The 23,400-nt window shown below is 61.5% G+C and carries 21 protein-coding genes and 3 pseudogenes; 12 read left to right on the top strand and 12 right to left on the bottom strand.

Features of this window, described 5'->3' with window-relative positions; all coding sequences use genetic code 11:
* Window positions 1–2,091, top strand: coding sequence for a TonB-dependent siderophore receptor (locus LL253_RS15735; protein WP_228227764.1), 2,091 nt, complete (start codon window positions 1–3; stop codon window positions 2,089–2,091).
* Window positions 2,092–2,093: 2 nt separating this feature from the next.
* Entirely contained in the window at window positions 2,094–3,023 is a 930-nt protein-coding gene (locus LL253_RS15730) for an alpha/beta hydrolase (protein WP_228227763.1), read from the top strand.
* A gap of 482 nt (window positions 3,024–3,505) precedes the next feature.
* On the opposite strand, the gene LL253_RS15725 is transcribed toward LL253_RS15730, so the two are convergent.
* The 5 genes and pseudogenes from LL253_RS15725 to LL253_RS20015 all read right to left on the bottom strand — a co-directional run.
* The gene (locus LL253_RS15725) at window positions 3,506–3,688 is read right to left on the bottom strand and encodes a hypothetical protein (RefSeq protein ID WP_228227762.1); all 183 of its coding nucleotides are present in this window, start codon (window positions 3,686–3,688) and stop codon (window positions 3,506–3,508) included.
* A 64-nt stretch (window positions 3,689–3,752) separates the two neighbouring features.
* Window positions 3,753–3,968 (bottom strand): type 1 glutamine amidotransferase family protein, encoded by a 216-nt coding sequence (locus LL253_RS20030; RefSeq protein WP_407696119.1) that lies wholly within the window; start codon window positions 3,966–3,968, stop codon window positions 3,753–3,755.
* 350 nt (window positions 3,969–4,318) lie between these two features.
* A pseudogene (locus LL253_RS20025) lies at window positions 4,319–4,459 on the bottom strand (catalase-related domain-containing protein); the annotation flags it as partial.
* 96 nt (window positions 4,460–4,555) lie between these two features.
* The gene (locus tag LL253_RS20020) at window positions 4,556–5,236 is read right to left on the bottom strand and encodes a catalase (protein WP_407696118.1); all 681 of its coding nucleotides are present in this window, start codon (window positions 5,234–5,236) and stop codon (window positions 4,556–4,558) included.
* Between the two features lie 25 nt (window positions 5,237–5,261).
* Window positions 5,262–5,669: pseudogene (locus LL253_RS20015) on the bottom strand (catalase); the annotation flags it as partial.
* Window positions 5,670–5,697: 28 nt separating this feature from the next.
* Between LL253_RS20015 and LL253_RS15715 the strand changes: the two are divergent.
* The 9 genes from LL253_RS15715 (at window position 5,698) to LL253_RS15675 (ending at window position 13,824) form a co-directional block, all read left to right on the top strand.
* Window positions 5,698–5,919 (top strand): hypothetical protein, encoded by a 222-nt coding sequence (locus tag LL253_RS15715; protein WP_228227776.1) that lies wholly within the window; start codon window positions 5,698–5,700, stop codon window positions 5,917–5,919.
* Window positions 5,920–6,234: 315 nt separating this feature from the next.
* Window positions 6,235–7,335 carry a glycosyltransferase family 4 protein gene (locus LL253_RS15710; RefSeq protein ID WP_228227761.1) on the top strand — a complete coding sequence of 367 codons (1,101 nt, stop codon included), beginning with the start codon at window positions 6,235–6,237 and terminating at the stop codon, window positions 7,333–7,335.
* Window positions 7,332–8,267, top strand: a complete 936-nt coding sequence (locus LL253_RS15705) for a glycosyltransferase (RefSeq protein WP_228227760.1) — start codon at window positions 7,332–7,334, stop codon at window positions 8,265–8,267. The genes LL253_RS15710 and LL253_RS15705 overlap by 4 nt, the downstream gene beginning before the upstream one ends.
* Complete coding sequence (locus LL253_RS15700; protein ID WP_228227759.1) at window positions 8,264–9,313, top strand: glycosyltransferase; 1,050 nt, start codon at window positions 8,264–8,266, stop codon at window positions 9,311–9,313. Before LL253_RS15705 ends, LL253_RS15700 begins: the two co-directional genes overlap by 4 nt.
* Window positions 9,310–10,416 (top strand): acyl-CoA dehydrogenase family protein, encoded by a 1,107-nt coding sequence (locus tag LL253_RS15695; protein ID WP_228227758.1) that lies wholly within the window; start codon window positions 9,310–9,312, stop codon window positions 10,414–10,416. Before LL253_RS15700 ends, LL253_RS15695 begins: the two co-directional genes overlap by 4 nt.
* 11 nt (window positions 10,417–10,427) lie before the next feature.
* Complete coding sequence (locus LL253_RS15690) at window positions 10,428–11,078, top strand: PIG-L deacetylase family protein (protein WP_228227757.1); 651 nt, start codon at window positions 10,428–10,430, stop codon at window positions 11,076–11,078.
* Window positions 11,075–11,656 (top strand): SAM-dependent methyltransferase, encoded by a 582-nt coding sequence (locus LL253_RS15685; protein ID WP_228227756.1) that lies wholly within the window; start codon window positions 11,075–11,077, stop codon window positions 11,654–11,656. Before LL253_RS15690 ends, LL253_RS15685 begins: the two co-directional genes overlap by 4 nt.
* The gene (locus LL253_RS15680) at window positions 11,656–12,564 is read left to right on the top strand and encodes a glycosyltransferase family 2 protein (protein ID WP_228227755.1); all 909 of its coding nucleotides are present in this window, start codon (window positions 11,656–11,658) and stop codon (window positions 12,562–12,564) included. Before LL253_RS15685 ends, LL253_RS15680 begins: the two co-directional genes overlap by 1 nt.
* A 313-nt stretch (window positions 12,565–12,877) precedes the next feature.
* Window positions 12,878–13,824, top strand: a protein-coding gene (locus LL253_RS15675; RefSeq protein WP_228227754.1) for an IS630 family transposase whose coding sequence is annotated in 2 segments (ribosomal slippage) — window positions 12,878–13,214 and window positions 13,214–13,824 — 948 coding nt in all. Because the reading frame shifts where the segments join, the coding sequence is not laid out codon by codon here.
* A 138-nt stretch (window positions 13,825–13,962) separates the two neighbouring features.
* Here the strand turns inward: LL253_RS15675 and LL253_RS15670 are convergent.
* The 3 genes and pseudogenes from LL253_RS15670 to LL253_RS15660 form a co-directional block, all read right to left on the bottom strand.
* A complete protein-coding gene (locus tag LL253_RS15670; protein WP_228227753.1) occupies window positions 13,963–15,903 on the bottom strand; it encodes a hybrid sensor histidine kinase/response regulator in 1,941 nt (646 codons plus the stop codon).
* Window positions 15,904–16,001: 98 nt separating this feature from the next.
* Window positions 16,002–16,640 carry a PAS domain-containing protein gene (locus tag LL253_RS15665; protein ID WP_156784259.1) on the bottom strand — a complete coding sequence of 213 codons (639 nt, stop codon included), beginning with the start codon at window positions 16,638–16,640 and terminating at the stop codon, window positions 16,002–16,004.
* 165 nt (window positions 16,641–16,805) lie between these two features.
* Window positions 16,806–17,445: pseudogene (locus LL253_RS15660) on the bottom strand (TCP-1/cpn60 chaperonin family protein); the annotation flags it as partial.
* A gap of 82 nt (window positions 17,446–17,527) precedes the next feature.
* On the opposite strand from LL253_RS15660, the gene LL253_RS15655 reads away from it, so the two are divergent.
* The gene (locus LL253_RS15655) at window positions 17,528–18,325 is read left to right on the top strand and encodes a histidine phosphatase family protein (RefSeq protein ID WP_228227752.1); all 798 of its coding nucleotides are present in this window, start codon (window positions 17,528–17,530) and stop codon (window positions 18,323–18,325) included.
* 103 nt (window positions 18,326–18,428) lie between these two features.
* Here the strand turns inward: LL253_RS15655 and LL253_RS15650 are convergent.
* From LL253_RS15650 to nirD, 4 genes are all read right to left on the bottom strand, one after another.
* Window positions 18,429–19,600 (bottom strand): IS3 family transposase gene (locus LL253_RS15650; protein ID WP_228227751.1). Its coding sequence is split into 2 segments (ribosomal slippage): window positions 18,429–19,336 and window positions 19,336–19,600, totalling 1,173 coding nucleotides; the frame shifts between segments, so codons are not numbered across the junction.
* A gap of 62 nt (window positions 19,601–19,662) precedes the next feature.
* On the bottom strand, window positions 19,663–20,451 hold the full coding sequence (gene cobA / locus LL253_RS15645) for a uroporphyrinogen-III C-methyltransferase (protein WP_009823866.1): 789 nt from the start codon (window positions 20,449–20,451) through the stop codon (window positions 19,663–19,665).
* Window positions 20,438–23,047 carry a nitrate reductase gene (locus LL253_RS15640; protein WP_228227750.1) on the bottom strand — a complete coding sequence of 870 codons (2,610 nt, stop codon included), beginning with the start codon at window positions 23,045–23,047 and terminating at the stop codon, window positions 20,438–20,440. The genes cobA and LL253_RS15640 overlap by 14 nt, the downstream gene beginning before the upstream one ends.
* A gap of 13 nt (window positions 23,048–23,060) precedes the next feature.
* Window positions 23,061–23,396 carry a nitrite reductase small subunit NirD gene (nirD, locus tag LL253_RS15635; RefSeq protein WP_228227774.1) on the bottom strand — a complete coding sequence of 112 codons (336 nt, stop codon included), beginning with the start codon at window positions 23,394–23,396 and terminating at the stop codon, window positions 23,061–23,063.
* Between the last annotated feature and the right edge of the window lie 4 nt (window positions 23,397–23,400).

Here is a 23,400-nt window from a genome sequence, read left to right as displayed (position 1 = left end):
ATGAAAACATCGATCATCGCCCTGGCTGCAACCCTGGCTTTCACCTCACCAGCAGCCGCGCAGACGGAGGATACGCCAAGCTGGACGAGGGACATCGTCGTTACCGGCGAGCGCGAAGGCTATGCGGTCCCCACTTCCAGCACCGCAACGCGCACTGACACGCCGCTGATCGAAGTGCCACAGTCGGTTCAGGTCGTCACCCGCTCGCTCGTGCAGGAGCAGGATCGTCGGACGCTGGGCGACGCGCTGGTCAATGTCTCCGGCGTGACGCCCACGCGATCGGAAGAGAACCTCTTCATCCCGCCGATCCTGAGAGGCTTCCCAGGGGAGGTCTATCTCGATGGCCTGCCGATTTTCGCGGGCAACCAGCAAGCCTATGACCCTAGCAGCCTGATCGGTGTCGAGCGGATCGAGGTGCTCAAGGGACCAAGCGCCACGCTTTATGGCGGCGGTCTGGGCACCCCGCTCGGCGGTATTATCAATGTCGTGACCGAGCGGCCGTCCGACAAGACGGGCGGATATGTGGCGATGCGCGCTGGCAGCTTCTCGACCTGGAATCCCTATGGCGACATCAACGTGGCGTTGACCTCCGGCATTTCTGCACGGGTGGCCGGTGAGTATCAAAGCAACAAAAGCTGGATCGACAAGGTCGGTGGCAAGCGCTGGTCCATCCAGCCAAGCCTCTCCTTCCAGATCGACGCGGATACCGACCTTCTCGTCCAGGGCCAGTTCAACCGCCGCCGACAGCTAGAATATTCAGGCCTGCCTGCCGATGCGGCGCTGGCCGGCACGCTTGATCGCGATGCCTTCCCCGGATCGCCGATCGGCCAGCCCCGCACGAGAAACGATAACAACATGGGCACGGCGACGCTGCGCCATGCCTTTTCGGATCGCGTCAAACTGACCGTCACTGGCCGCGATTATGACAGCGACGTCGATGAGAGCGGGAGCTTCGTGTATCCCGGCCTGGCCGGGACCGGCACCGTAGCGCCAAACTATGATGTCTTCCCGATCACGATGGTCAATGGGACGAAGGAGGCGACCATCGATGCCAACCTCGCTGTGAAAGCGGAGATGCTTGGCGGCGCACACACGTTGCTCGTCGGCGCTAACTATGACTGGACCAGCTTCTACAGCGCCATGGGCCTGTTCGTCAGCGACAGCCCTTCGGGCACGATCAATCTCTCCAATCCAGCTTATGACCTGCGCTACACACCCCAGACGCCGGTCAACAGTTACACGGACGACCGCTTCGAAACATTCGCCGTGTATGCGCAGGATCAGGCAACCTATGGCAGGCTCCATCTGACCGGCGGCCTGCGCGTCACCTCGCTGAAGTTCATCGAGAACAGCAATATCGGCGTGGCCAACGACAAGACCTATACCCATGTCTCGCCCCGGATCGGCGCGACCTTCGACGTGGTGCCCGGCATTGCGCTGTTCGCGGGATATGCGACGGCGTTCCGCGCGCCGTTTGGGTTCATCGGTACACAGGCGGCAAAGCCTGAGACCTCCAGCAATATCGAGGGCGGCGTAAAGCTGGCTTTGCCGAAGGTGGGCCTCTCGGGTACGATTGCGGCCTTCCGGCAGACCCATGACAATGTCGTCACGGCCGATCCGGCCAATGTGGGCTTCTATGTCCAGAGCGGTCGGCAGCGCGCCAGCGGCCTGGAAGTCGATCTGGTCTGGGAGCCGACCCCGGCGTTCTCCCTGCTGGCAAACTATGCCTATACCAACACCCGTGACGATGGCGTTGCCCCCGGTGACACGCTTGCCCGCGTGCCCAAGGACAGCGGGCGGGTAGCGGCGCGTTATCGGGTGTTGAATGGTCCTGCAAAGGGTCTGTCGTTCGGGGCTGGGATCACCGCCTTCGCCTCGCGTGAACTGACGCTGCCCAACAGCATCGCGGTTCCCGGATACGCCGTGATCGATGTGCAGACCTCCTATGACCTCGGCCGGATTTCCCTCGGCGTATCCGTCGTCAATCTCGGTGGACGGAAGGCCTGGGATCCGCACAGCTATATGGGCTATCCGGTCGTCTCGCCTAATCAGCCACGCTCAGCGTTCGTCACGCTCAAAGCACGCATCTGACCATGGAGACCATCATGAAGAATCTGGGAAGCGTGGCGAGGCTCGTGATGGCAGCCGCGCTGCTCACCGCAACGACCGCCATGGCGCAGACAACCGCAGGTGGGGAGAACATCCCACTCTATCCCAAGGGGGCAGTTGTTTCGCTCGGTGTCCCGGAAACTCGGGACACGCTCGAATCCGGCGAGACGATGATCTTCAACGTCAGCGAACCCACGCTGGAGTTGTTCCGTCCCGACGCCGGAAGCGCCAACGGCACGGCGATCATCATAGCACCAGGCGGCGGTTTCGTTGGCCTCGGATATGAGGCCGGCGGGAGGGCGGTAGCCCGTCAGTTCGCGCAGCGCGGTGTCACTGCGTTCGTGCTCAAATACCGCACGATCAAAAGTCCCGATAACGCGATGCACATGCCTGAAATCCACATGAAGGAGATGGAGGGCATCATGGCGCGGGCAAAGAGCGGTCGTCCGGTGGAAGTGCCACAGTTCGCCGGTGAGAAGCATGCGGTCGAGGATGGCGCGCGTGCGATGGCGATCGTGCGGAAACGTGCCACTGAATGGGACGTCGACCCCAAGCGCATCGGCTTTCTCGGTTTCTCCTCAGGCGCTTTCCTCGCCGCCGATCTGGCCATCGGGGACAAGGCATCACGGCCCGATTTTGTCGGCCTGATCTATGGCGGGCTTCGCACGCCGGTTCCCGCCGATGCGTCGCCGGCCTTCATTGCCGGAGCCGCGGACGACGAGTTCACGCCGAACGATCCTGTCCAACTCTATAACGCCTGGCGGAAGGCAGGAACGTCGGCCGAGCTTCATATCTATGAGCGCGGTCGGCATGGATTCGATCTGAAGCCGAAGGGCACCACCAGCGACTACTGGTTCGATGAACTGATCTGGTGGATGCAATCTCGCGGCTTGATGGCGCAGGCAAAGCGCTGATCGAAAGCGTCATGACCTCGGGTCGCGGGTCCAATAATGACGGGTTTCGGCGGAACCCGTCATTCACCGTCGCGCTCCGGAACGACCGTCAAGTCCCACGACTCGGCATTGGCCCCGGGTGGGATCGACCCTTTACAGACGCCCAGCATCCATTTTTAGTTTCCCAGGTGCTGACGGTCTGCTTTTCCGGCAGGTGACGACCAAAATGCGCCAGTTGCCGGTAACGCGTTCGGCGACGGCTTGGCCCAAACCTGTCGTCCCGCCAGCGTGAAACCGCGAATTTTTGAAAGGTCATCTCCGTCAAAGGGCTCGGCGGCGAAGGTCGCCGGTCGGGAACTTCCACCGTGCTGCGTCAGTAGAGGAAGCCCCAGAAATAGCCTGAAATGCGGATGGGCTGGATGACGCCCTGACAATCTAATCAACGATCATGAATATAAAAACGCCGCCCTGTGGGGGGCGGCGTCCTGAAGCTTGGTAGAGCCTTATTCCTTGGCGCCGGTGCCCGGCTCAGTAGTCTTGGGCGCCTTGCCGTCTTCGACCCGACCTTCGTTGCGCAGATCGCGGCCTTCTTGAACCTTTTTCTTCGCTTCGGGCGTGTCGCCGTGTTCGTTCAGCTCTTCCTTGACGAAACCGGCAGCTTCCTTGGCTTTGCCTTCGATGCTCATGATACTCTCCTTCAAACAGATATCTTTAAAACGCATGCTGGGGTGCCGTGTTCCCGATCGACGCCTACGCCAGCATGCGGACCTTTGGTTCGCGCGCCCAAATGCGGGTCGCGGCAACCTTGATGAAGGTCGCACCAAGGTCGGTGACGCCTTCGTCAGGTTCGACGCCGGCCTTGTCGAGCAACGGCTGCGCCTCTGCTGTATGGCCGATCGCCTTGAGATGCCCGAAAGCATCGATAACGAACTGAACGGCAGCCGCTTCCTGAGAAGCTGCGTGCATCCCTCTTCCGACAGGGCGACGGCAACGGCATCGAAAAGTACAGAAGGACCGCCAGCGAGCTGGAAATCCGCTTCCATTACCGAACCATCAGACATCTTTGCGCCACCAATTTTGGGAGCGACGATCACTGGACGGCCCCCCGCATCCGAGCCGTCGGCAATGAGAATGGCGATAGTGCGCCCCTCAATCGACTTTGGTGCCCTCGGACCCTCGATTATGCGCAGTGCCGGGGAAGGCTTCATGTCCTTGACCGGGGCTGCCGATGGTGAAGCTTCGGGCACTTCCATGTCGAGCCCGTCCGCAACGCGCTTGGCGAGCGCGGGGTCAACATTTACGAGGTTGACCATCATTCGCGTGCGAACATGGGCCAAGCTGACCTTGCTGAGTTCGAAGACCAGGGCCGAGGCCAGATGCGCCTGCTCCGGCTCGGCGAGGGAACGGAAGAATAGTCGCGCCTGGCTATAATGATCGGCAAAGCTCTCGGCACGGATCCGAAGCTTGCCATCTTCCTCGTCCGGTCCCGTTGCGGAGGCGATGCTGCGATAGCCGGTAACGGGGCACTCGCGCGGCCCGGGCTCATCCCCGGATCACGTTTCGCCACCTTCAGACAGGCCGTTGGGCTCGTAGTTCGTCCGCCCCTTCGGCACCGCCATCTGAAATTGGCCGTCGCGCTGGAAGTTCATCACTGGGCATTTGGGCGCATTGACCGGAAGCTGGTGAAAATTGGCGGTGCCCAGCCGCGACTTCTGCGTGTCGAGGTAAGAAAACAGTCGACCTTGCAGCAGCGGATCGTTGGTAAAGCCGATGCCGGGGACGATGTTGCCTGGGCAATAGGCAACCTGCTCGCTCTCCGCGAAAAAATTGTCGGGATAGCGATCGAGGACCATGCGGCCGATTATACGCACCGGCAGCATTTCTTCCGGGATGATCTTGGTAGAATCGAGCACGTCGAAATCGAGGCTGTCGGCAAGCGCCTTGTCGAAAGCCTGGATGCCCAGCTCCCATTCCGGGAAGTCGCCTCGGTCGATCCGCTCGAACAGATCACGGCGCTGATGATCGGGATCGGCGCCGGCAATCGTCACCGTCTCGTCCCAGATCGTCGACTGGAGGCCGGCCTTGGGCTTCCAGTGGAATTTTACGAAGGTCACGTCCCCCGCTTCGTTTTCCATCTGGAACGTATGGATGCCAAAGCCTTCCATAGTGGCAAACGAGGCCGGCAGAGTACGATCGCTCATCGCCCACATGATCATGTGGGTGGATTCGGGCATCACGCTGATGAAGCCCCAGAAGGTGTCATGGGGCCGTCGCCGCCTGGGGATAGCCGGTCTGGGCTTCCATCTTGGCGGCATGGATCAGATCGGGAAACTTGATCGCGTCTTGAATAAAGAACACCGGGGTATTGTTGCCGACCAGATCCCAATTGCCTTGGGTGGTGTAGAATTTGACCGCAAAGCCTTGCACGTCGCGCGGGGTATCGACTGAGGCAGCACCGCCTGCGACCGTCGAAAAGCGCGTAAAGACCGGAGTCTTGGTACCTTTGGTAAAGACCACAGCCTTGCAGATGTCGGAAATGTCGTCGGTCGCCTCGAAATAGCCATGGGCAGTCGAGCCACGGGCATGGACGATGCGTTCAGGGATGCGTTCATGGTCGAAATGGAAAATCTTCTCACGGAGAACGAAATCCTCCAGCAAGACTAGGCCGCGCGCGCGCGCGCGCGCCTGCCTTGAGTTGGTTCTGGTTGTCGGAAATCCGAATGCCCTGGTTGGTCGTCAGGACATTATCATCCCTCGCCTGCTGATGCGTTTCCCCGCCATTTCCCGTGCTGTTTTCGATTTCGTTTTCACTGGCCATGTCGGTCCCTTGCGCATTGATCGTGATATGGTTCACCAGCAACGCATCAGGCTGGAAAAAGACGGCACATTAAAATTAACGTCGGAAGGCTATCCGTGATCGCCCAGCGGTAGGTCAGAAAGGGAAAATGCTATTCGAAAAAAGAGCAGGACATTTAATCATATCGGTGGGCGGACTATAATGTTCATATAGTCAAAAATTTCATCCCACTATAATCATCCGTATGTGAAATGCTCCTGCGGTGTGATCTGCGTTTCGTCGATTGGTAGCGTGCGGCCGAAATCACTATACTGATATAAGTTAAGCTGCACTCGCTGCAGAAAAACCCCGTCAAATCCGGGAAATAAACCTTCACACAAGCGTTCAGGGCTTGGCGGTTGAAAAACATATGCATCGTCGCCGGGAGCCTGTTGAATGCGCATCGCCATCATAGCCCATCTGAAGTTTCCCATCAGTGAGCCGTTTGCAGGCGGACTGGAGATGCACACGCACATGCTCGCACGGTCATTGCGCGAACGGGGACACGACATCACGCTCTTTGCTTCGACGCGCTCCGATCCCGCGCTGGGGGTGGAAGCGATCTGTGATGAGACCTCGCTTTTCGAAACCGGCATTGCCGAAGCTAACGATGTCGCCTTCTTCCGCGAGCACCATGCATATCTCAAGCTGATGACCGAATTGCGGTCGCGATCGTTTGATGTGATCCACAACAATTCGCTACACTATCTCCCCATCAGCATGGCCGAGACGCTTGCCACACCCGTTCTAACCACGCTTCACACCCCGCCCTTTTGCTGGTTGGAAAGCGGCGTCCGGCTCAACCGCGGGCCAATGACCTATGTCGCCGTCTCGCAGGCGACCGCCGACATGTGGAGCCACGTGGCGAGAACCGATCATGTTATTCCGAACGGCATCGATCTCACACACTTCCCGTATCAGCCTGTCGCGAGCGCAACGCCGTATCTGGTCTGGTATGGCCGGATCGTTCCCGAAAAGGGCCTGGACTACGCGATCGATGCGGCACGTCTTGCAGGATTGCCGCTGCGTATCGCCGGCCCCGTTTCGAACCAGCATTATTTCGATGAGGCGATCGCACCGCGGCTTGGGGCGAACGTCGAGTATGTCGGGCATCTGTCCCACCGCGAACTCGCCTGCCTGGTGGGAGGAGCCATCGCCGCGCTTTGCACCCCGCGATGGGAAGAGCCCTATGGCCTGGTCATCGCTGAGGCGCTGGCTTGCGGCACGCCTGTCGCCGCGTTCCGGCGCGGCGGGGTGCCTGCGCTGTTGAATGAAGATTGCGGCGTTCTAGCGCAGCCAGACGATGTTGCATCGTTGGCATCGGCGGCACTGGCTGCTTCCATTCTGAGCCGCAGTGCCTGCAGGGCTCATGCAGAACGATATTGCGACGCGCAACGCATGGTCGATGAATATGAAGCCGTGTACCGCCAGCTCGCGCTTGCTTCGGTTTTGGCCTGCGAGCCGCAAAATGCGCCGCTTGTCGCCAGCGTCGCATGAGGCCGCCAGTCTGCGTCTGCATACCGGCTCGTAACGAGGCGGAGCGTATCGGTCGCCTGATCGAAGCCCTGGCACAGCAAACCGTTCGGAGCTTTGCTGTCGCGATATGTGTCAACAACAGTAGTGATGTCACGCATGAAAAAGCAGTTGAGGCCACGCTTCGCTCCAATGCGGGGTTTGCGCTTCACATCCTTCAGCGCGTATTCGAACCCGAACTTGCCCACGCCGGTTCTGCCCGCCGGGCGGCGATGGACATGGGCGCTGATCTTCTTACCGCTGACGGCCTACTGCTTTCCACGGATGCGGATTGCCGACCGCCCGCCGACTGGATCGAGGCCAATCTGGCGCATTTTTCCCCTGAGCGGATCATTGGCGGTCGCATTGAACTGGACGAGTTGGAAGCGGACGAGGGTCCGGCGATCTTCATGTTGCGCCGCCGGTTCGATGCCTATTGGCAGGCCGTGCGAGCGATCGAGGATAGGATCGATCCGGTCGCGTGGGATATGCCGCCGCGGCACGGCGATCACACAGGGGCGAGCATCGGGCTGTCCGTCGACCTTTACCGCCGCGCGGGCGGCGTTCCGCTCTTGCCGGCTGGCGAGGACCGTGCCCTGGTCGACGCGGCGATCAAGGCGGGGGGCAAGCTCGTTCATCCGAATGCGGTGTGGACCCGGGCATCTTCACGGACAACAGGACGTGCCAATGGCGGCATGGCGGCCGACATGCGAAGATGGATCGAGTGCGCCGCAAGCGGTGATATTCCTTTAGTCCCTGCTTTCTCCCATTGGGAGGAGCGCGCACGCTGGCGGCTTCGGACGAGGGCTAGGATGGGCGTCGCGGCTTGTATAGAAGCAGAGCGCGTCCTCCCCCCCATGCCCTGCGACATGCCGCTTCCAAAAGTGGCGGAAGCTGAAATGGCGGCCGTCTCATGAGCCGCCCGATCGGATATTATGTGCATCATCACGGCGACGGTCATCGCCAGCGCGCGATCGCGATCGGTCAGTTGCTGGACAATGTCATGCTCATGGGGAGCGGGCTTGCTGGCAGAACCGGAAACCTCGCCTTCCTTGATCTTCCTGACGACCGTCTCGACGACAGCTTCGCCGGCATCGATCATGTGGACCGTCCCTCATCCCTGCACTATGCGCCGCTGGATCATCAGGGCCTCCGCCAGCGAACTGCGCAAATGACAGGCTGGATCGCCGAGGCGCGACCACGCCTGATGGTGGTGGATGTCTCGGTTGAGGTGGCAATGTTGGCGCGACTTTCATCGGTGCCAACCGTCTATGTCCGGTTGAGCGGGAGTCGGCTGGACGCTGCTCATCTGGACGCCTTTCGCGGAGCTACCGCTCTGCTCGCCCCTTTCCACGAAGCGCTCGACGATGAGGAAATCCCAGGCTGGGTGCGCGAGAAGACCTTCTACGCACCCGGCATCGTCAGATCTGGGAGCCAAGATGCCACTGTGAATGATGGCGTTGTTCTGGTCGTTCTGGGAAGCGGGGGTGGCCTATCCAATGGAGAGCACTGGGCGGTCGCAGCTCGCGCAGCGCCCGCATGGCAATGGCGCATCATCGGTCCCTGCACCGTGCCTTCCGTCATGCCGGCGAATCTACAATTGCGGGGGTGGGTCGATGATGCGGACGCACAGATTGCTGCTGCCGGGGTCGTCATCGGCGCTGCAGGCGATGGCGTTGTCAGCGCAGTCCTGGCTGCGCGGCGCCCATTCATTTGCATGCCCGAACCCCGTCCGTTCGCCGAGCAGGCATCGAAGGCCAACAGGCTGGCGGCAGTGGGGGGAGCAATCGTGCGTCACGATTGGCCCCAGCCTGAGGAATGGCTGCGCCTAATCGGTCAGGCGATCGCGCAAAACCAGCAATGGCCCACTTGCCTGAATGGGGAAAGTGGACCGGAACGGGTCTCACGGTGGCTTGATGCCCTAGGTGTCCCGGCCGTTACAAACAGGAGTCATATCGTGTGATCCCCGACCCTCAGGACCAGGCCATTGACCCGACCAACATCGTTGATTGCCTTGCAACGCTAGGTGCGCGCTATGACGCCGCACCCCATTTTCCCAGTGATAGCCTGACAGCGCTCATCCAGAGCGGCCATCATCGTCGGTTCGCACCGCAACTATGTGGAGGCGATATCTTTGAAAACGAGGCGGCCCGCGCACGCGCGATGGCAAAGGCCTTGCGCCAGGTCGGGCGCGGCGACTTGAGTATCGGTCGCTTGTATGAGGGCCATGTCAACGCGATGTCGCTGTTCGACTGGTACGGATCACCTGACCAGCTTGAGTGGCTGACACAGGTGCTGGATCGCGGTGCGTGGTTCGGTGTATGGGCGACAGAGCCAGCGCCCGGTGTCCGGCTCGCTGGCGAAGCGACCCTGTCGCTGATCGGCGAGAAGATGTTCGCAAGCGGAGCCGGCGGTCTCGATTATACCCTCGTCACAGCCGCCTGCGAGGACACCGCGCGGCGCCTGGTCATCGTCCCGGCCAACGAAAAGGCGCGGACGAACCTGTCGGGTTGGCGTGTTCGCGGGATGCGCGCGAGCGTGAGCGGTCGCTATTTGCTCGACGACATGGTCGTCGAGCCGCTCATGCTGCTGGGTAAGCCGGGCGACTATGACCGGGATCCCCGCTTTACCGCTGGTGCTTGGCGCTTCTGCGCGTCGCAGCTTGGTGGCATCGAGGCGCTTGTCTCTGAAATCCGCACGGCCATGCGCAATAGCGCCCGCGAAGATCCATTGCAGCGGGCACGATTTGCCGATGCCGTGGTAGCAATGCGAACCGCCGGCTTCTGGGTGGAAGAAGCAGCGCAGCGCTTCGCGTCGGGGGATGCAGATGCCGTTGCCGTCGCGCGGCTGACGCGGGGGGTCGTCGAAAATGCGGGTTTCATCGCGATGGAGGCCGCAGCGCGCATCCTTGGCACGCGCAGCGCCTTTGATGGCGAACCTGCGGACAAGATCATCCGCGACCTTTCGCTCTATCTACGGCAGGCCGGACCCGACCATGCGCGGGACGAGGCCGCGAAGACGCTTCTCGATCACGACATCTGGGACGAAAGCGACCGCTTGTGGTGAAAGCAGAGCCCTTGGCCCAAAGCCGCTGGGCGCAGGCGCGCTGGCTTGTGCTCGTCCCCCATCCCGACGACGAGACGCTCGGCGCGGGTGCCTTGATCGCGCACTGTGTCGCTAATCATCGCCTCGGGGGCATCGTCTTCCTGACCGATGGGGCCGGCTCTCATCCTGAAGGTACGCCCCGCCTTGCCGCGACGCGGCGCCGAGAGGCCCACAATGCGGTCGGCAGGTTAGGCGCCAAAGCGATCCCGACGATCTGGATGGGATGGCGCGATGCTCACCCCCACTCCAGCGATAGCAAAATATTTAGGAGGGATGCCGGTCGGCTTGCGGCCCTGCTGCGCTGGCACCGGATCGATGCCATTGCCGTCTCCGATAAGAGCGAGGCGCATTGCGACCATGTTGCGGCGTACAGGCTGGCCGACGCGGCTTTGCGAGGGGCGAGGCGTCCGATCGCCCTGTTCGCCTATCATGTCTGGAGCGAGCCACCCCGACATACGCGACGTATTGCAACGCCGGCGATGCCCGTTGGGCAGCGGCGCCATGCGCTCCTGGCCCATCGCAGCCAGATGTCGCCGGTGATCGGCAAGGGATTCCGGCTCCCACGGGAAAAGCTGCGCATGGCCGCGCGAGATTTTCTGACATTGAGAAGGGATCGCCGATGACCGGCTCCAGCCTGACGGCGCAATATTTCGATGACATCTTCGGATCGGACGATGATCCATGGAACCTTGCGTCGAGCAAGTATGAAGCGGCCAAATTCGTCCATACGCATGATGTCTTGGCGGACAGACGATATACACACGCATTTGAGATAGGCTGTGCACATGGCGTGCTGACAGGGCATCTTGCGCCCCTGTGCGATAGCCTCCTTGCGGTCGACATCAGCACAAAGGCATTGGCAAAAGCGCGGGAACGGGTCGGCGATCGTCCTGGCGTGTCGCTCGCCCACATGGTGTTTCCGCAGGAAACCCCCGAGACAGAACATTTCGACCTCGTGGTGCTGTCGGAAGTGGCCTATTATTGGGATCTGATTGACCTGGGTCGTGCAAGTGAATGGCTTCGCGGTCACGTCTCTCCGGGCGGCCGGATCATCCTTGTCCATTATACGGCTGAGACCGACTATCCGCAAAGCGGGGATGAGGCGGTCGAAACCATATGGGCTAAACTGGCGGCGGACTTTGACATTGAGCTGGCCGAGCGCCGAGACAAATATCGTCTCGATCTGTGGAAGCGGCGTTGATGGGCGTCTCGGTCGTCACCATAGTCCGCAACCGGAGCGCGCATCTGGCGCAGCTCGTCGAGGGCCTGCGGCGCAGCATGCACCCACCCGATGAACTGATTATTGTCGATATGAGTGACGAGCCGGTCACCGTAGGACCGACAAGCATTCCCGTTCGCGTCGACAGGTTCAAAGCAGACGGCCTTCCGCTGGCCGCTGCCCGAAACCGCGGCGCGGCCTTGGCAAGCCACGATATGCTGGTGTTCCTCGATGTCGATTGCATTCCACTGCGGGATTGCGTCGGTCTCCTGGTAAAAGCCCTCCGCGCGCGTGACGCCCTGCTTTGCGCGGACGTTCGCTATCTTGGCCCAGACGATGCGCGCGGATCTTGGGAAGAAGCCGACTTGCTCAAGCATGGCCGGGCGCATCCCGTGCGGACGTTTCCTACCCAAGGCGTGCGTGAGGAAACGAATGCCGGGCTTTTCTGGTCGCTTGCCTTCGCGCTGCGTCGATCGACATTCGTGGCCCTGGGCGGGTTTGATGAAAGATTCACCGGTTACGGTGCCGAAGATACCGATTTTGGTTTCCGGGCTGCTGCTGCCGGATTGAAGCTGCTATTCGTCGGACAGGCGATTGCCTGTCATCAGTATCATGACAGCTACGAGCCACCCGTGCAGCACGTCGCTGACATTGTGCGCAATGCACGGGTGTTCCAAGCGCGCTGGGAACGGTGGCCGATGGAAGGCTGGCTTGCAGACTTCGAACGGCTCGGGCTCGTGCGCTGGCAGGGGAACGCTCTGGATCTCGTGCGTTTGCCGACAGACTGCGAAATGGCTGCCTCTCGCGTCGAGCCGGCAGGTTGGAGCAAGCTAGGTGACGATACCGGGACCATAGAAGTGCGCGGCAGAAAAAAAACACCGAACACTTAGCCAATGCCTATCTCAACCATCAGGCAGGAGCCAAGGCCAAACGTTAGCTTCTGACGAAAGTAGACGTTCAAGCGGTCGCAATGAAACGACGGGTTTGTGCTAGGCCCTGCTTTCCGGTCCCGACCCATCTGTGCCGTTCAGCCTCGATTTCAAGGCCCCCAGCCGCGGACGTTCCGGTTCCAGGATCTCGCGACCAACATACGTCGTTTGCAGTAACGATTTAGAGCGATTTCCGGCCGACGTGAGTCAAAAGGGATTCACACGGGTGCGCTGATCTGATTCACGGTGCTGGCCGGGATGGAGGCCGGCATGGATGGGCAAGCCGTTGTCGATGGACCTACGGTCGCGAGCGCTCGCGGCGGTGGATGAGGGAATGAGTTGCCGGGCTGCGGCGAGGCGGTTCGGGGTGGCGGATGCGACGGTGATCCGCTGGCACGATCAGCGCCGCAGGACGGGCGACTATGCGGCGAAGGCGCAAGGTGGAGACACGCGGTCGCGGCGGATCGAGGCGCATGCCCACACGATCCTGGCGCTGCATGAGGCGCGGCGGGACATCACGCTGGACGAGTTGCGCCGGGAACTGGGCAAGGCGGGCGTGAGCGTGGCGATTTCGACCCTGCACCGCTTCTTCGCCCGGCACGGGATTACGCGCAAAAAAAGACCGGCCACGCGATCGAGCAGGACCGTGCCGACGTCCTGAGCCAGCGCGAGGCGTGGTTCGACGGCCAACTCGACCTCGATCCTGCGCGACTGGTGTTCATCGACGAAACCTGGACGGCGACCAACATGACCCGCAGCCACGGCCGCTGCCAACGTGGCGAGCGGTTAAGGATGGGCTACCCGCATGGCCATCGCAAGACGACGACGCTGGTCGCGGGCCTGCGCATGACCGGCATGGTCGCGCCCATGGTGCTCGATGGGCCGATCAACGGTGACTGGTTCGAGGCCTATGTCGACCAGGTGCTCGTGCCCGACCTCAGGCGCGGCGATGTCGTGATCATGGATAACCTGTCCAGCCACAAGCGCGCCAGCGTCCGCGACCTGATCGAGGCGGCTGGCGCCCGGCTCATATTCCTTCCGCCCTACAGTCCCGACTTCAACCCGATCGAGAAGGCGTTCGCCCGTCTCAAGGCGATGCTACGAAAGGCCGGCGAGCGGACCGTTGCCGGGCTGTGGTCCCTCATCGGCAGGCTGGTCGACCTCTTCCAACCGCAGGAATGCGCGAACTACTTCAGCTCATGTGGATATGACCCAGACTGAAAGAAAAACGCTCTAATGTCGGCTCACGTCAAACCGGACGGCTGCTTGAAACTTAAAAATGACGCACTGTGCCTCGGCCGTTCGGCGCGCCGATTTACAATCCGTGAAACTCCCCCCACGGTGGGCGAAACCCGCGCCTCACGGGTCGCAGGTGCTGGCTCCAACATTCGATCCTGACGAAAGAACGGATGCAGCGATAAGCTGACCAATCGCTGCGCTCAGTGTCTCGGCGCCATAGGGTTTTGATAATACAGAAAGATGCGCCTCTCCTTCCCCAACAAGCTGATCACTATGCCCTGTCGCGAGGAGGACCGGCAGCCCAGGCGCCCGAATGTGCAGTTGTCGCGCAAGATCGATGCCGCTCAGTCCTGGCATAACGATATCTGTGAAGACGAGATCGAACGATTGCTCCTGGATAAGCGCAAGTGCTTCAGTCGCGTTACTTGCGCACACCGTCTGGCACCCCAGATCGTCTAACAATTGCTCCGCGAATTGGAGAACTTGAATATTATCTTCGACCAGAAGGACCTTTATCCCCGGTGGTATTGAGGCAAGTTCACCTTTCTGCTGGATCGCCGCCGGCGTCTTGTCGACCCTGGGAAGGATGATGGTGAGCGTGGTGCCCGATCCGACGCGTGAACTTATCCGGGCGATGCCGCCTGCTTGAGCCGCAAAGCCATGAATCTGGGATAATCCCAGTCCTGTTCCCTCGCCGATCGGTTTGGTCGTGAAGAACGGTTCGAATACGCGGGCGAGTGTTTCCTCCGACATACCAGTGCCGCTATCGGTAATATCGATGGCCACCGCGACTTGCCTTTCGTAGACGTCGTCCCGGGTCTCTATGAGGAGGTCTCCACCCCCCGGCATCGCGTCGCGGGCATTTACTGCAGCGTTCAGGACGGCTGTTTCCAGTTCAGTCGGGTCCACTTCCACGCGGGCGTTCTTCGCCGATGCCTTCACCGACAGGGCGATGCCGCTCCCGAGGGACCGGGATAGAATTTCAGCCCAGGCATCGAGATGGATATTGAGGTCGATAACCTCGGGACGGATGGCGCGGCGCCGACTGAATGCGAGAAGGTGACCGGTAAGGGTGGAAGCCCGCTCAACGGTTGCTGCTATGTTGTCGATATAGCGCGCCCGCTTCTCCTCCGGCAGATCGACTTTTCGGAGCATTTCGGCCGCCCCGCCTATGACTGTCAGCAGATTGTTGAAGTCATGGGCCACACCGCCAGTTAGTTCGCCAATTGCCTGCAGCTTTTGCGCCTGAAGCAGCGCGCTGCGGGTTTCTTCCAGCTCCTCCTGTGCCTGGCGTTTGTCTGTCGCGTCACGGGTGATCTTAGCGAAGCCGATATGCTTTCCCTCTTCGTCATAAATCGGATCGACCAGCACATTTGCCCAAAACAGCGTGCCGTCCTTGCGAACGCGCCAGGCCTCTGTCTCATATTTTCCTTCCGCGAGGGCCGTCGCCAACGCTCGTTCGGGTGCGCCCGCGTCCCGGTCATCCTGCGTGTAGAAAATGGAGAAATGCTTACCCACGACCTCGTCGGAACCATAGCCCTTGATCGCGGCGGCCCCGGTGTTCCAATTGGTGATGATACCGTCGGTATCCAGCATGTAGATCGCGCAATCCTTGACCCCTTGGACGAGGAGCCGAAAGCGCTGTTCCGCCTGAAAGAGAGCGAGTTCTCGTTCACGGCGTTCGGTGATGTCGCGGCTGATCTTTGCAAAGCCGATCAGTTCTCCGGTTTCGTTCCTGATGGGATCTATAACGGAATTGGCGAAAAAACGGCTGCCATCCTTCCTGATCCGCCAGCCCTCGGCTTCAAAACGCCCCTCTTGCGCTGCGACGCGCAAGGCAGTTTCCGGTAGACCGGAATCGCGATCCTCCTGGGTGAAGAAGCATGAAAAATGCCGCCCTACGATTTCGTCAGCAGTATAGCCCTTGGCTCTCTGAGCGCCGCTATTCCATGTCGTGATCCGGCCTTCCGGATCCAGCATGTAGAGCGCATAGTCCATAACTGCGTCGACGAGCAGCTCGAATTTTGCTCCGGCTTTGTCGGGCATATCAGAATTAGTCACGCGACATCCTCAACAAGCCCCCCCGGCTTGCCCCGGACTTAAGTCCATATCGAATCTTGAAAGGTTGGCAAGGTCATTCAGAACCGCCTTGCTCTAGGTTAAAGGCCCGCTTCTACAGCGATCCTGATCGCCTCGGTCGAAGTCTGCACACCCAGGCGATGCACCAATGCGCCGCGATGCATCTTGATGGTTTTGATGGAAAGGCAAAGGTTCTTTGCGATCTCGGCGTGGCGCATGCCGCGCGCCATATGCGCGAGAACCTTCAACTGCTGGGGGGTTAAGACAGCTAACTTTGCCTTTGCGGTTCCGACATCTTTGAGTTCGCCATCTACCTTCAATTGGGTCCCAATGAAAAAGGAAAGAAGACCACCTTCGTCATAAACAGGCGCAATCATCACGGCATTGTGGAATGCGTGACCGTCTTTACGATAGTTGACCAGAGTGACAAATGCCGGTCGGCCAGCTTCGATAGCCTGGCGCAACAGGGCTCGAGATGTTGGGCAGGTCGCAACCCCGGAAAGCAAGCGGCAGTTTTGGCCGATGACATCCGACTCAGCATAGCCGCTCAGCCGTTCGAAAGCTTCGTTGGCAGCGATGATGACATTTTCGGCTCTTGCGTCCGTTACGATAGTAGCAAGGGGCGAGTGCCGGCTCGACTGTATCAACTCGTCGCGCAGTCGTTGCCCCTGCAAAACGGATTGCGCAGGGTTTGTCATCTGATCAAGGGGCGTCGTCACCCGGTGCGCTCACGAAAACGCCACAAGATGGTAGCCGCATCCGTCAATAGTCTCGATAGGCAAGAGCATTCCGATCCGAATAGGAGCTAGGCGGGCGGGCCGCACTTTCGGCGGCCTTCATATCACATAGCGAACAACAGAGTCATTATGTCCACGCTCAATATAGTCCTCGGCTTCGAGCAGCTTCCCAACGATCCAAGCACCATGCTCGCCGGCATTCTCGGCGATCTTGTGAGCGAAGGCGCGAAGTGCGCAGCGGACGATGTTGAGCCCGACTGCTGGTGGTCGTTGGCCGCCTTGATGCCATCCCGTGCCTTGAGCGCGCGCAGCAACGAGATGCCTCCGCCGGGCAGGATGGCCTTTTCGACCGCGGCGCGGGTGGCATGGAGCGCATTATTAGCCACATCCTTCTCCTTTACCTCGACCTCGGCCGCGTCGCCGGCGCGGATCACCGCTATACCACCGGCGAGCTTGGCAAGCCCCTCTTGGAGCTTCCCTCGGTCATAGTTGGAGGTCGTCTCATCGCTCTGCTGGCGAATCTGCGCAACGCGTGCGTCTATATCGCCCTTGGTGCCGACGTCGTCGATGACCGTGGCGTTGCCCTTGTCGATAGTGACGTCCTTGGCTCGGCAAGCATGTGAATCATTAGGTTATCGAGCTTGGCGCCAAGGTCCTCGCTGGTGACGTTGCCTCCGGTGATTATGGCTAAATCTTCGAGCATATCCTTGCGGCGATCGCCGAAGCCCGGAGCCTTTAATGCTGCGATCTTTAGTCCGCACCGCAGCTTGTTCAGCCAGAGCCTCGCCCTCGACACCCGCGCAAGACCTTTCGGGACTGCGCGGTGGCGTGCTTGATCGCGCCGCTAGCGATATCGCAGGAACCGCAAGATGCCGAGCGGCATTGATCCCTCTATGGATAATGAGCATGCACCTTGGCCTTCGCAACTCTGGATCGTCCGTCATGGACAAAGTGCTGGGAATGTCGCCCGCGACGCAGCGCATGAAGCTGCGCTCGATCGCATCGCACTGGAGGGAAGGGACGTCGATGTCCCGCTCAGTGCCTTGGGCAAGGCGCAGGCGAGAGCGCTTGGTCGTTGGGTCGCCCATGGCGGGATGGGCCAGCTACCCGATGTGATCCTCTCCTCACCCTATCGCCGGGCCGTGGAGACGGCCAAGCTGTTCAGGGGGGAGGGCGGCGCTGCGATGGAGGAGCCCGTTTGCATTGACGAGCGGTTGCGCGAGAAGGAGTTCGGCATCCTTGACGGGCTAACGACGGGTGGGGTCGCGAAGCTTGAGCCGCAGCAAGCCGCCTTCCGCCAGACGCTTGGGAAATTCTATCACCGCCCGCCCGGTGGCGAGAGCTGGTGCGATGTCATCTTCCGCCTCCGGGCTTTGATGGACACGGTGTCCCTCCATAATTCGGGGCAGAGGGTCATCATCTTCGCGCATCAGGTAGTCGTCCTCTGCCTGCGCTACATCATCGAAAATATGGATGAAGCCCAGATTCTGGATATCGACCAAGACGGGGACGTCGCCAACTGCTCGGTCACAGAATATCGTTTCGATCCGCAAGCGGGGCGGCGCGGCAATCTGGTCCTTCAGCGCTATAATGACGTGGCGCCGGGAGATACTCAGGCTGTGCCAATGACCGACGCCCCGGATTTACCTGCTGTTGCTCGGGGATGATCCAAATAACACCTCTCGACGCTAAGCGGTGCGCGTCCCACATGAGGTGGTCCCGCCTTCTTGGACAGTTTGGCGGCTGAGTTAAGCTAATCCCGGTTGTCGTTCATGCCGCCTGTTTGATCATCAGATCATGGGGGGCATGCCCCCCATGATCTGATTGCCCGATCCGCCGATAGGCCTCGGCCGGGGTTTTTCCGGCCAGGCTCGAGTGCGGACGCTGGGTATTGTAATAGGTGATCCAGCGGGCCAGGCCAGCTTTCAACCCCGAGCCGGTCTCGAAGGCGTGGAGATAAACGCATTCGTACTTCAGGGATCGCCAAAGGCGTTCGATGAAGATATTGTCCATCCACCGGCCCCGCCCGTCCATGCTGATGCGAACCTCGGCCTCGCGCAGCACAGTGGTGAAGGCCCGCGACGTGAACTGGCTGCCTTGGTCGGTGTTGAAGATCTCCGGCTTGCCGAAGCGCGCCAGTGCTTCCTCCAGCGCCGCGACGCAGAACCCGGCGTCCATGGTGTTCGACAGCCGCCAGGCCAGGACCTTGCGGGTTGCCCAGTCCATGATCGCAACCAGGTAAAGGAACCCGCGACGCATCGGGATATAGGTCACGTCGGCGCACCAGACATGATTGGGCCGTTCGATCGCCAGCTTGCGTAGCAGATAGGGATAGACCCGGTGCTGCGGGTGTGGATCACTGGTGCGGGGCCGCTGGTAGATCGGTGACAGGCCCATCTTCGACATCAGGCGCCGTGCCCGCCGTCGCCCGACTTCGTGGCCAGCACGCCGCAGGTGCCGCGCCATCTGGCGGCTGCCATACCACGGGCAGTCCAGGAACGTCGCGTCGATCACCGTCATCAGCGCCAGCGTCTCGTGCGTTTCCGGCACCGGCGCGTAGTAATACGACGAGCGACTGATCCCCAGAAGACGGCACTGCGCCGAGATCGACAGACGGTGGTGAGCAGGCTCGATCATCGCCCGCCTCCGGTCCACGCTCATCGACCGAAGGCTTTCGCTAAAAAATCCCGCTCCACGACCAGTTGCCCGATCTTGGCGTGCAGCTTTTCCACCTCGCTCTCGCTGACGGCCTTGGCCGCATCACCGGCCCCGGAGAACGTGCTCGTCATCCCCTCGATCGCCTGGCGCTTCCAGGCCGCGATCATCGTATGGTGGACGCCGTGCTTGGCCGCCAGCTCCGCCAGCGTCAGGTCACCACGGATCGCCTCCAGCGCTACCTTCGCCTTGAAATCCGCGCTGTAGCGCTTCCTCGTCGTCTTCATTCCCGTACCAATCCATCAGGTCGGGACCAGCTTAACACCCTGTCCGAATTTCTGGCACCACCTCAGTCCGTCAGTGCAGCGTCGGCCATCGTGCCGATGGCGATGCCCAGATCGGGCTGAGCGACCGCCTCACCGATCAGGATCAATGTCGGGCGATCCTGAGCAAAGGACTGGATGACCAGGGGCAACAGGTCCAGTCGGGTCCGCAGCATCTGTTCATGCGGCAGGGAGGCGTCGCAAGTAATGAGCGTCGGCGTCCTTCCGGGCAAGCCGGCCACGATTAGCGCGCGACTGAGCTCAAGCGCTGCATCCCGCCCCATATAGACCGCAAGCGTGCAGGCCGGATCGGCGAGCGCATTCCAGTCGAGATCAAGCGCCTGCCCCCGCCGACTATGCGCGGTGACGAACTGGACGCGGCGCGCAATGCCACGGAGCGAGAGGGAGATACCCGCTGACGCTGCTACGGCGCTGGCGGCCGTCACGCCGGGGCAGATACGCACATGTGCGCCGATCGCACGCAGGGCCGTCATCTCCTCGGTCGCGCGGGCGAACATCGCCGGGTCGCCCCCTTTCAGCCGGACGATACGCTTTCCTGCCAGGGACGCGGCGACCAGCATCTGGTCGATCGTCTGCTGATCCCTTGAATGCCGACCGGACCGCTTGCCGACGCTCACCGCCTCGACGTGGAGGGGGATCAGGTCCAACACGCCCGGTCCGACCAGTGCATCGTAAAAGATGATGTCGGCGGCCGCGATCAGCCTTTCTGCCTTTCGCGTCAGCAGGTCCGGGTCGCCCGGACCAGCGCCGACCAGCCAGACTTCGCCCGGCGCGATAAGATCATTCGGCTGCATGCAGTGTCTCCTGCGTGGTTTGAGCAAGAATATTGGCGATGGCGGGGCGGCACGATCCGCAATTGGTCCCCGCGCCTAGTGTTTTGCCGACGGCGGGCACATCGACCAGTTGCCGGTCGCGAATGGCGGCAACGATCTGGTTCAGGCCGATGTCGAAACAGACGCAGATGGTCGCGCCCTTGTCCGGCTGGCTGCCGGGGCCGCGCGCAGCAAGAACAGAACCACCGACATTGTCGGCCTCCAACTGGCGGATCAGCCAATCACGTGACGGCAACAGGCCGGTGCGGGTGACGAACAGCACCCCGTTCAGCCTGCCCCCACTGATCGTGGCAATGCGACGAGTGCCGCGCGACATGTCCATCGCCTCGACCCGGTCGCCCTTGGGCAGGAAAGCATCGAGCCGGGTCGGATCGCCATTTCCCGCAAGCTCGTAGAGCGCGCCACCCGGCACGCTGATCTTCGTCGCCCACAGACAGGGCAGCTTCACCGCATCTTGCCCACGCAGGATCAGGAATCCCTTCCATTCGGCCGCGACCCGCTCAACGCTGGCGGGGGTCGATTTGAAGCCCGGCTGACCCGAATGGGGATCGACCAGCGGCCGGGGCAGTAGGCCGGTGCGGCCGCCGCTCGACATCTGGTCGGTCCAGTGGATCGGCGTGAAGATTTCGCCCGGACGCTGCTCCTCGCTCAAGCTCGCGCGGAAGATGCTGTTGCCCTGCGCGGTCTGGACGCGGGCGAGGTCGCGATCGACGATGCCGAGTGCAGCGGCATCGGCGGGATGGATTTCAACCAGCGGCTCCTCGCGATGGCGCGCCAGTCTCGGCGACAGGCCGGTGCGGCTCATCGTGTGCCACTGGTCGCGATAGCGGCCGGTGTTAAGCGTCATCGGCCATTGCTTCAGCGGCGCCTGAATGTCCATCTGCTTCGTCAGCACCAACCGCGCCTTGCCATCCGGCGTGGGGAAGCGGCCATCGGCAAAGGGCCGGTCGCCCCAGCGGAAGGGCTGCATTGCGTCATAGGCGTCATTGCCCATGGTCGCCTGCGCGCGCAGGTTCAGCATCCGCTGCCCGTCATTCTGATAGGCGGTCAGGCGTGCATGTTCGCGCCAGATGTCGGCCGGCCGATCATAGGCGAAGGCATTGCGCCATCCCATGCGGCGGCCAACTTCCTTGACGATCCACCAGTCGGGCTTTGCCTCTCCCGGCGGAGCCAGAAAGGGGCGCTGCCGGCTGACCGTGCGGTCGCTGTTGGTGACGGTGCCGTTCTTCTCACCCCATCCGGCGGCGGGCAGGCGCACATGGGCATGGGTGCTGCTGTCGGTATCGGCCATGATGTCCGACACGACGAGGAAGGGGATTGCTTCCAGAGCCTCGCGCACGCGGCCCGCGTCGGGCAGCGAGACTGCCGGGTTTGTCGCCATGATCCACAGCGCCTTAATCCGCCCTTCATGGATCGCGCGGAATAGGTCGACGGCCTTCAACCCCGGCCTGGTCGCCATGGTCGGCGCGGCCCAGAAACGGCCGACCCGTGCGACATTCTCGGGCTCAAAGTCCATATGCGCCGCCAGCGTCGAGGCGAGGCCACCCACTTCCCGCCCGCCCATGGCGTTGGGCTGACCGGTGATCGAGAAAGGCGCCGCGCCCGGCTTGCCGATGCGGCCCGTCGCCAGATGCACGTTGATGATCGCATTGACCTGATCGGTGCCGCGGATCGACTGGTTGATGCCCTGGCTGAAAAGGGTGACGGTGCGCGGCGTGGCGGCGAACAGCCGGTAGAATTGCTCCAGCAAAGCGGGCGCGATGTCGCAGGTCTTGGCCGTCGTCCAAAGGTCATGGCCGGTGGCGATATGCTTCCAAAAGCCTTCGGGCGCGCTCACATGGTCCGCGATGAAGGCGGGATCGGTGATCCCCTCCGCCGCACACCAGGCCAGCAGTCCGTTCATCAGCGCGACGTCGGTGCCCGGCTTTACGGCCAAATGCAGGTCGGCACCCTCGCAGGTTTCGGTGCGGCGCGGATCGATCACCACCAGCTTCGTACCGCGCGCCGCGCGGGCCGTCTGGATGCGCTGATAGACGATCGGGTGGCACCAGGCGGTGTTCGACCCGACCAGTATGATCAGGTCCGCCGCGTCCAAATCATCATAGCTGGCCGGCACCACGTCCTCGCCAAAGGCGCGCATATGCCCCGCCACCGCGCTCGACATGCACAGGCGGCTGTTGGTGTCGATATTCGCCGACCCGATGAAGCCCTTCATCAGCTTGTTGGCGACGTAATAGTCCTCGGTCAGCAACTGGCCCGATACGTAGAAGGCGACGCTGTCCGGACCGTGTTGCGCGATCGTCTCGCGAAATTTCCGCGCGACCAGATCCAGCGCTTTGTCCCAACTGGCGCGCTTGCTACCGATCATCGGGTGGAGCAGGCGGCCTGTCAGCCCTACCGTCTCGCCCAGATGCGTGCCTTTGGAACAGAGCTTACCCGCATTGGCAGGATGCGCGTCGTCGCCTTTGATGACAACGGATCGCGGCCCGCTGGGCGTCGCGGATATCCCACAGCCTACGCCGCAATAGGCACAGGTGGTGCGGATCGCCTCGGACATTATAGTCCACCCCTCACGCCGCCACCTGCACCGCCACCGGCCGCGCGATCCAGATGCGTGCGCCTTCCTGCCTGACCGCGATTGTCGGCGTGCAGCCGCTATCCGCGCCCTGCGCCTCGCCGGTCTTGAGCGCTATGTTCCAGTTATGCAGCGGGCAGGCCACGCTATGCCCATGGACGATGCCTTGGCTGAGCGGCCCCTTCTTGTGCGGACATTCGTTCACCAGCGCGAAGACCTGATCGTCGCCGGTGCGGAACACCGCAATTTCTTTGTCCCCGCCAATCTGTACCGTGCGGGCGCCGCGCCGGGGAATGTCGGCCAGCGTTCCGATGTCGATCCAGTCGGTCATGTCG

It is taken from the genome of Sphingobium soli (assembly GCF_020782245.1).
Lineage (GTDB): Bacteria > Pseudomonadota > Alphaproteobacteria > Sphingomonadales > Sphingomonadaceae > Sphingobium > Sphingobium soli.
Note: the sequence above shows the minus strand (reverse complement) of the source record. Positions and strands in the feature narration are given on the sequence as shown.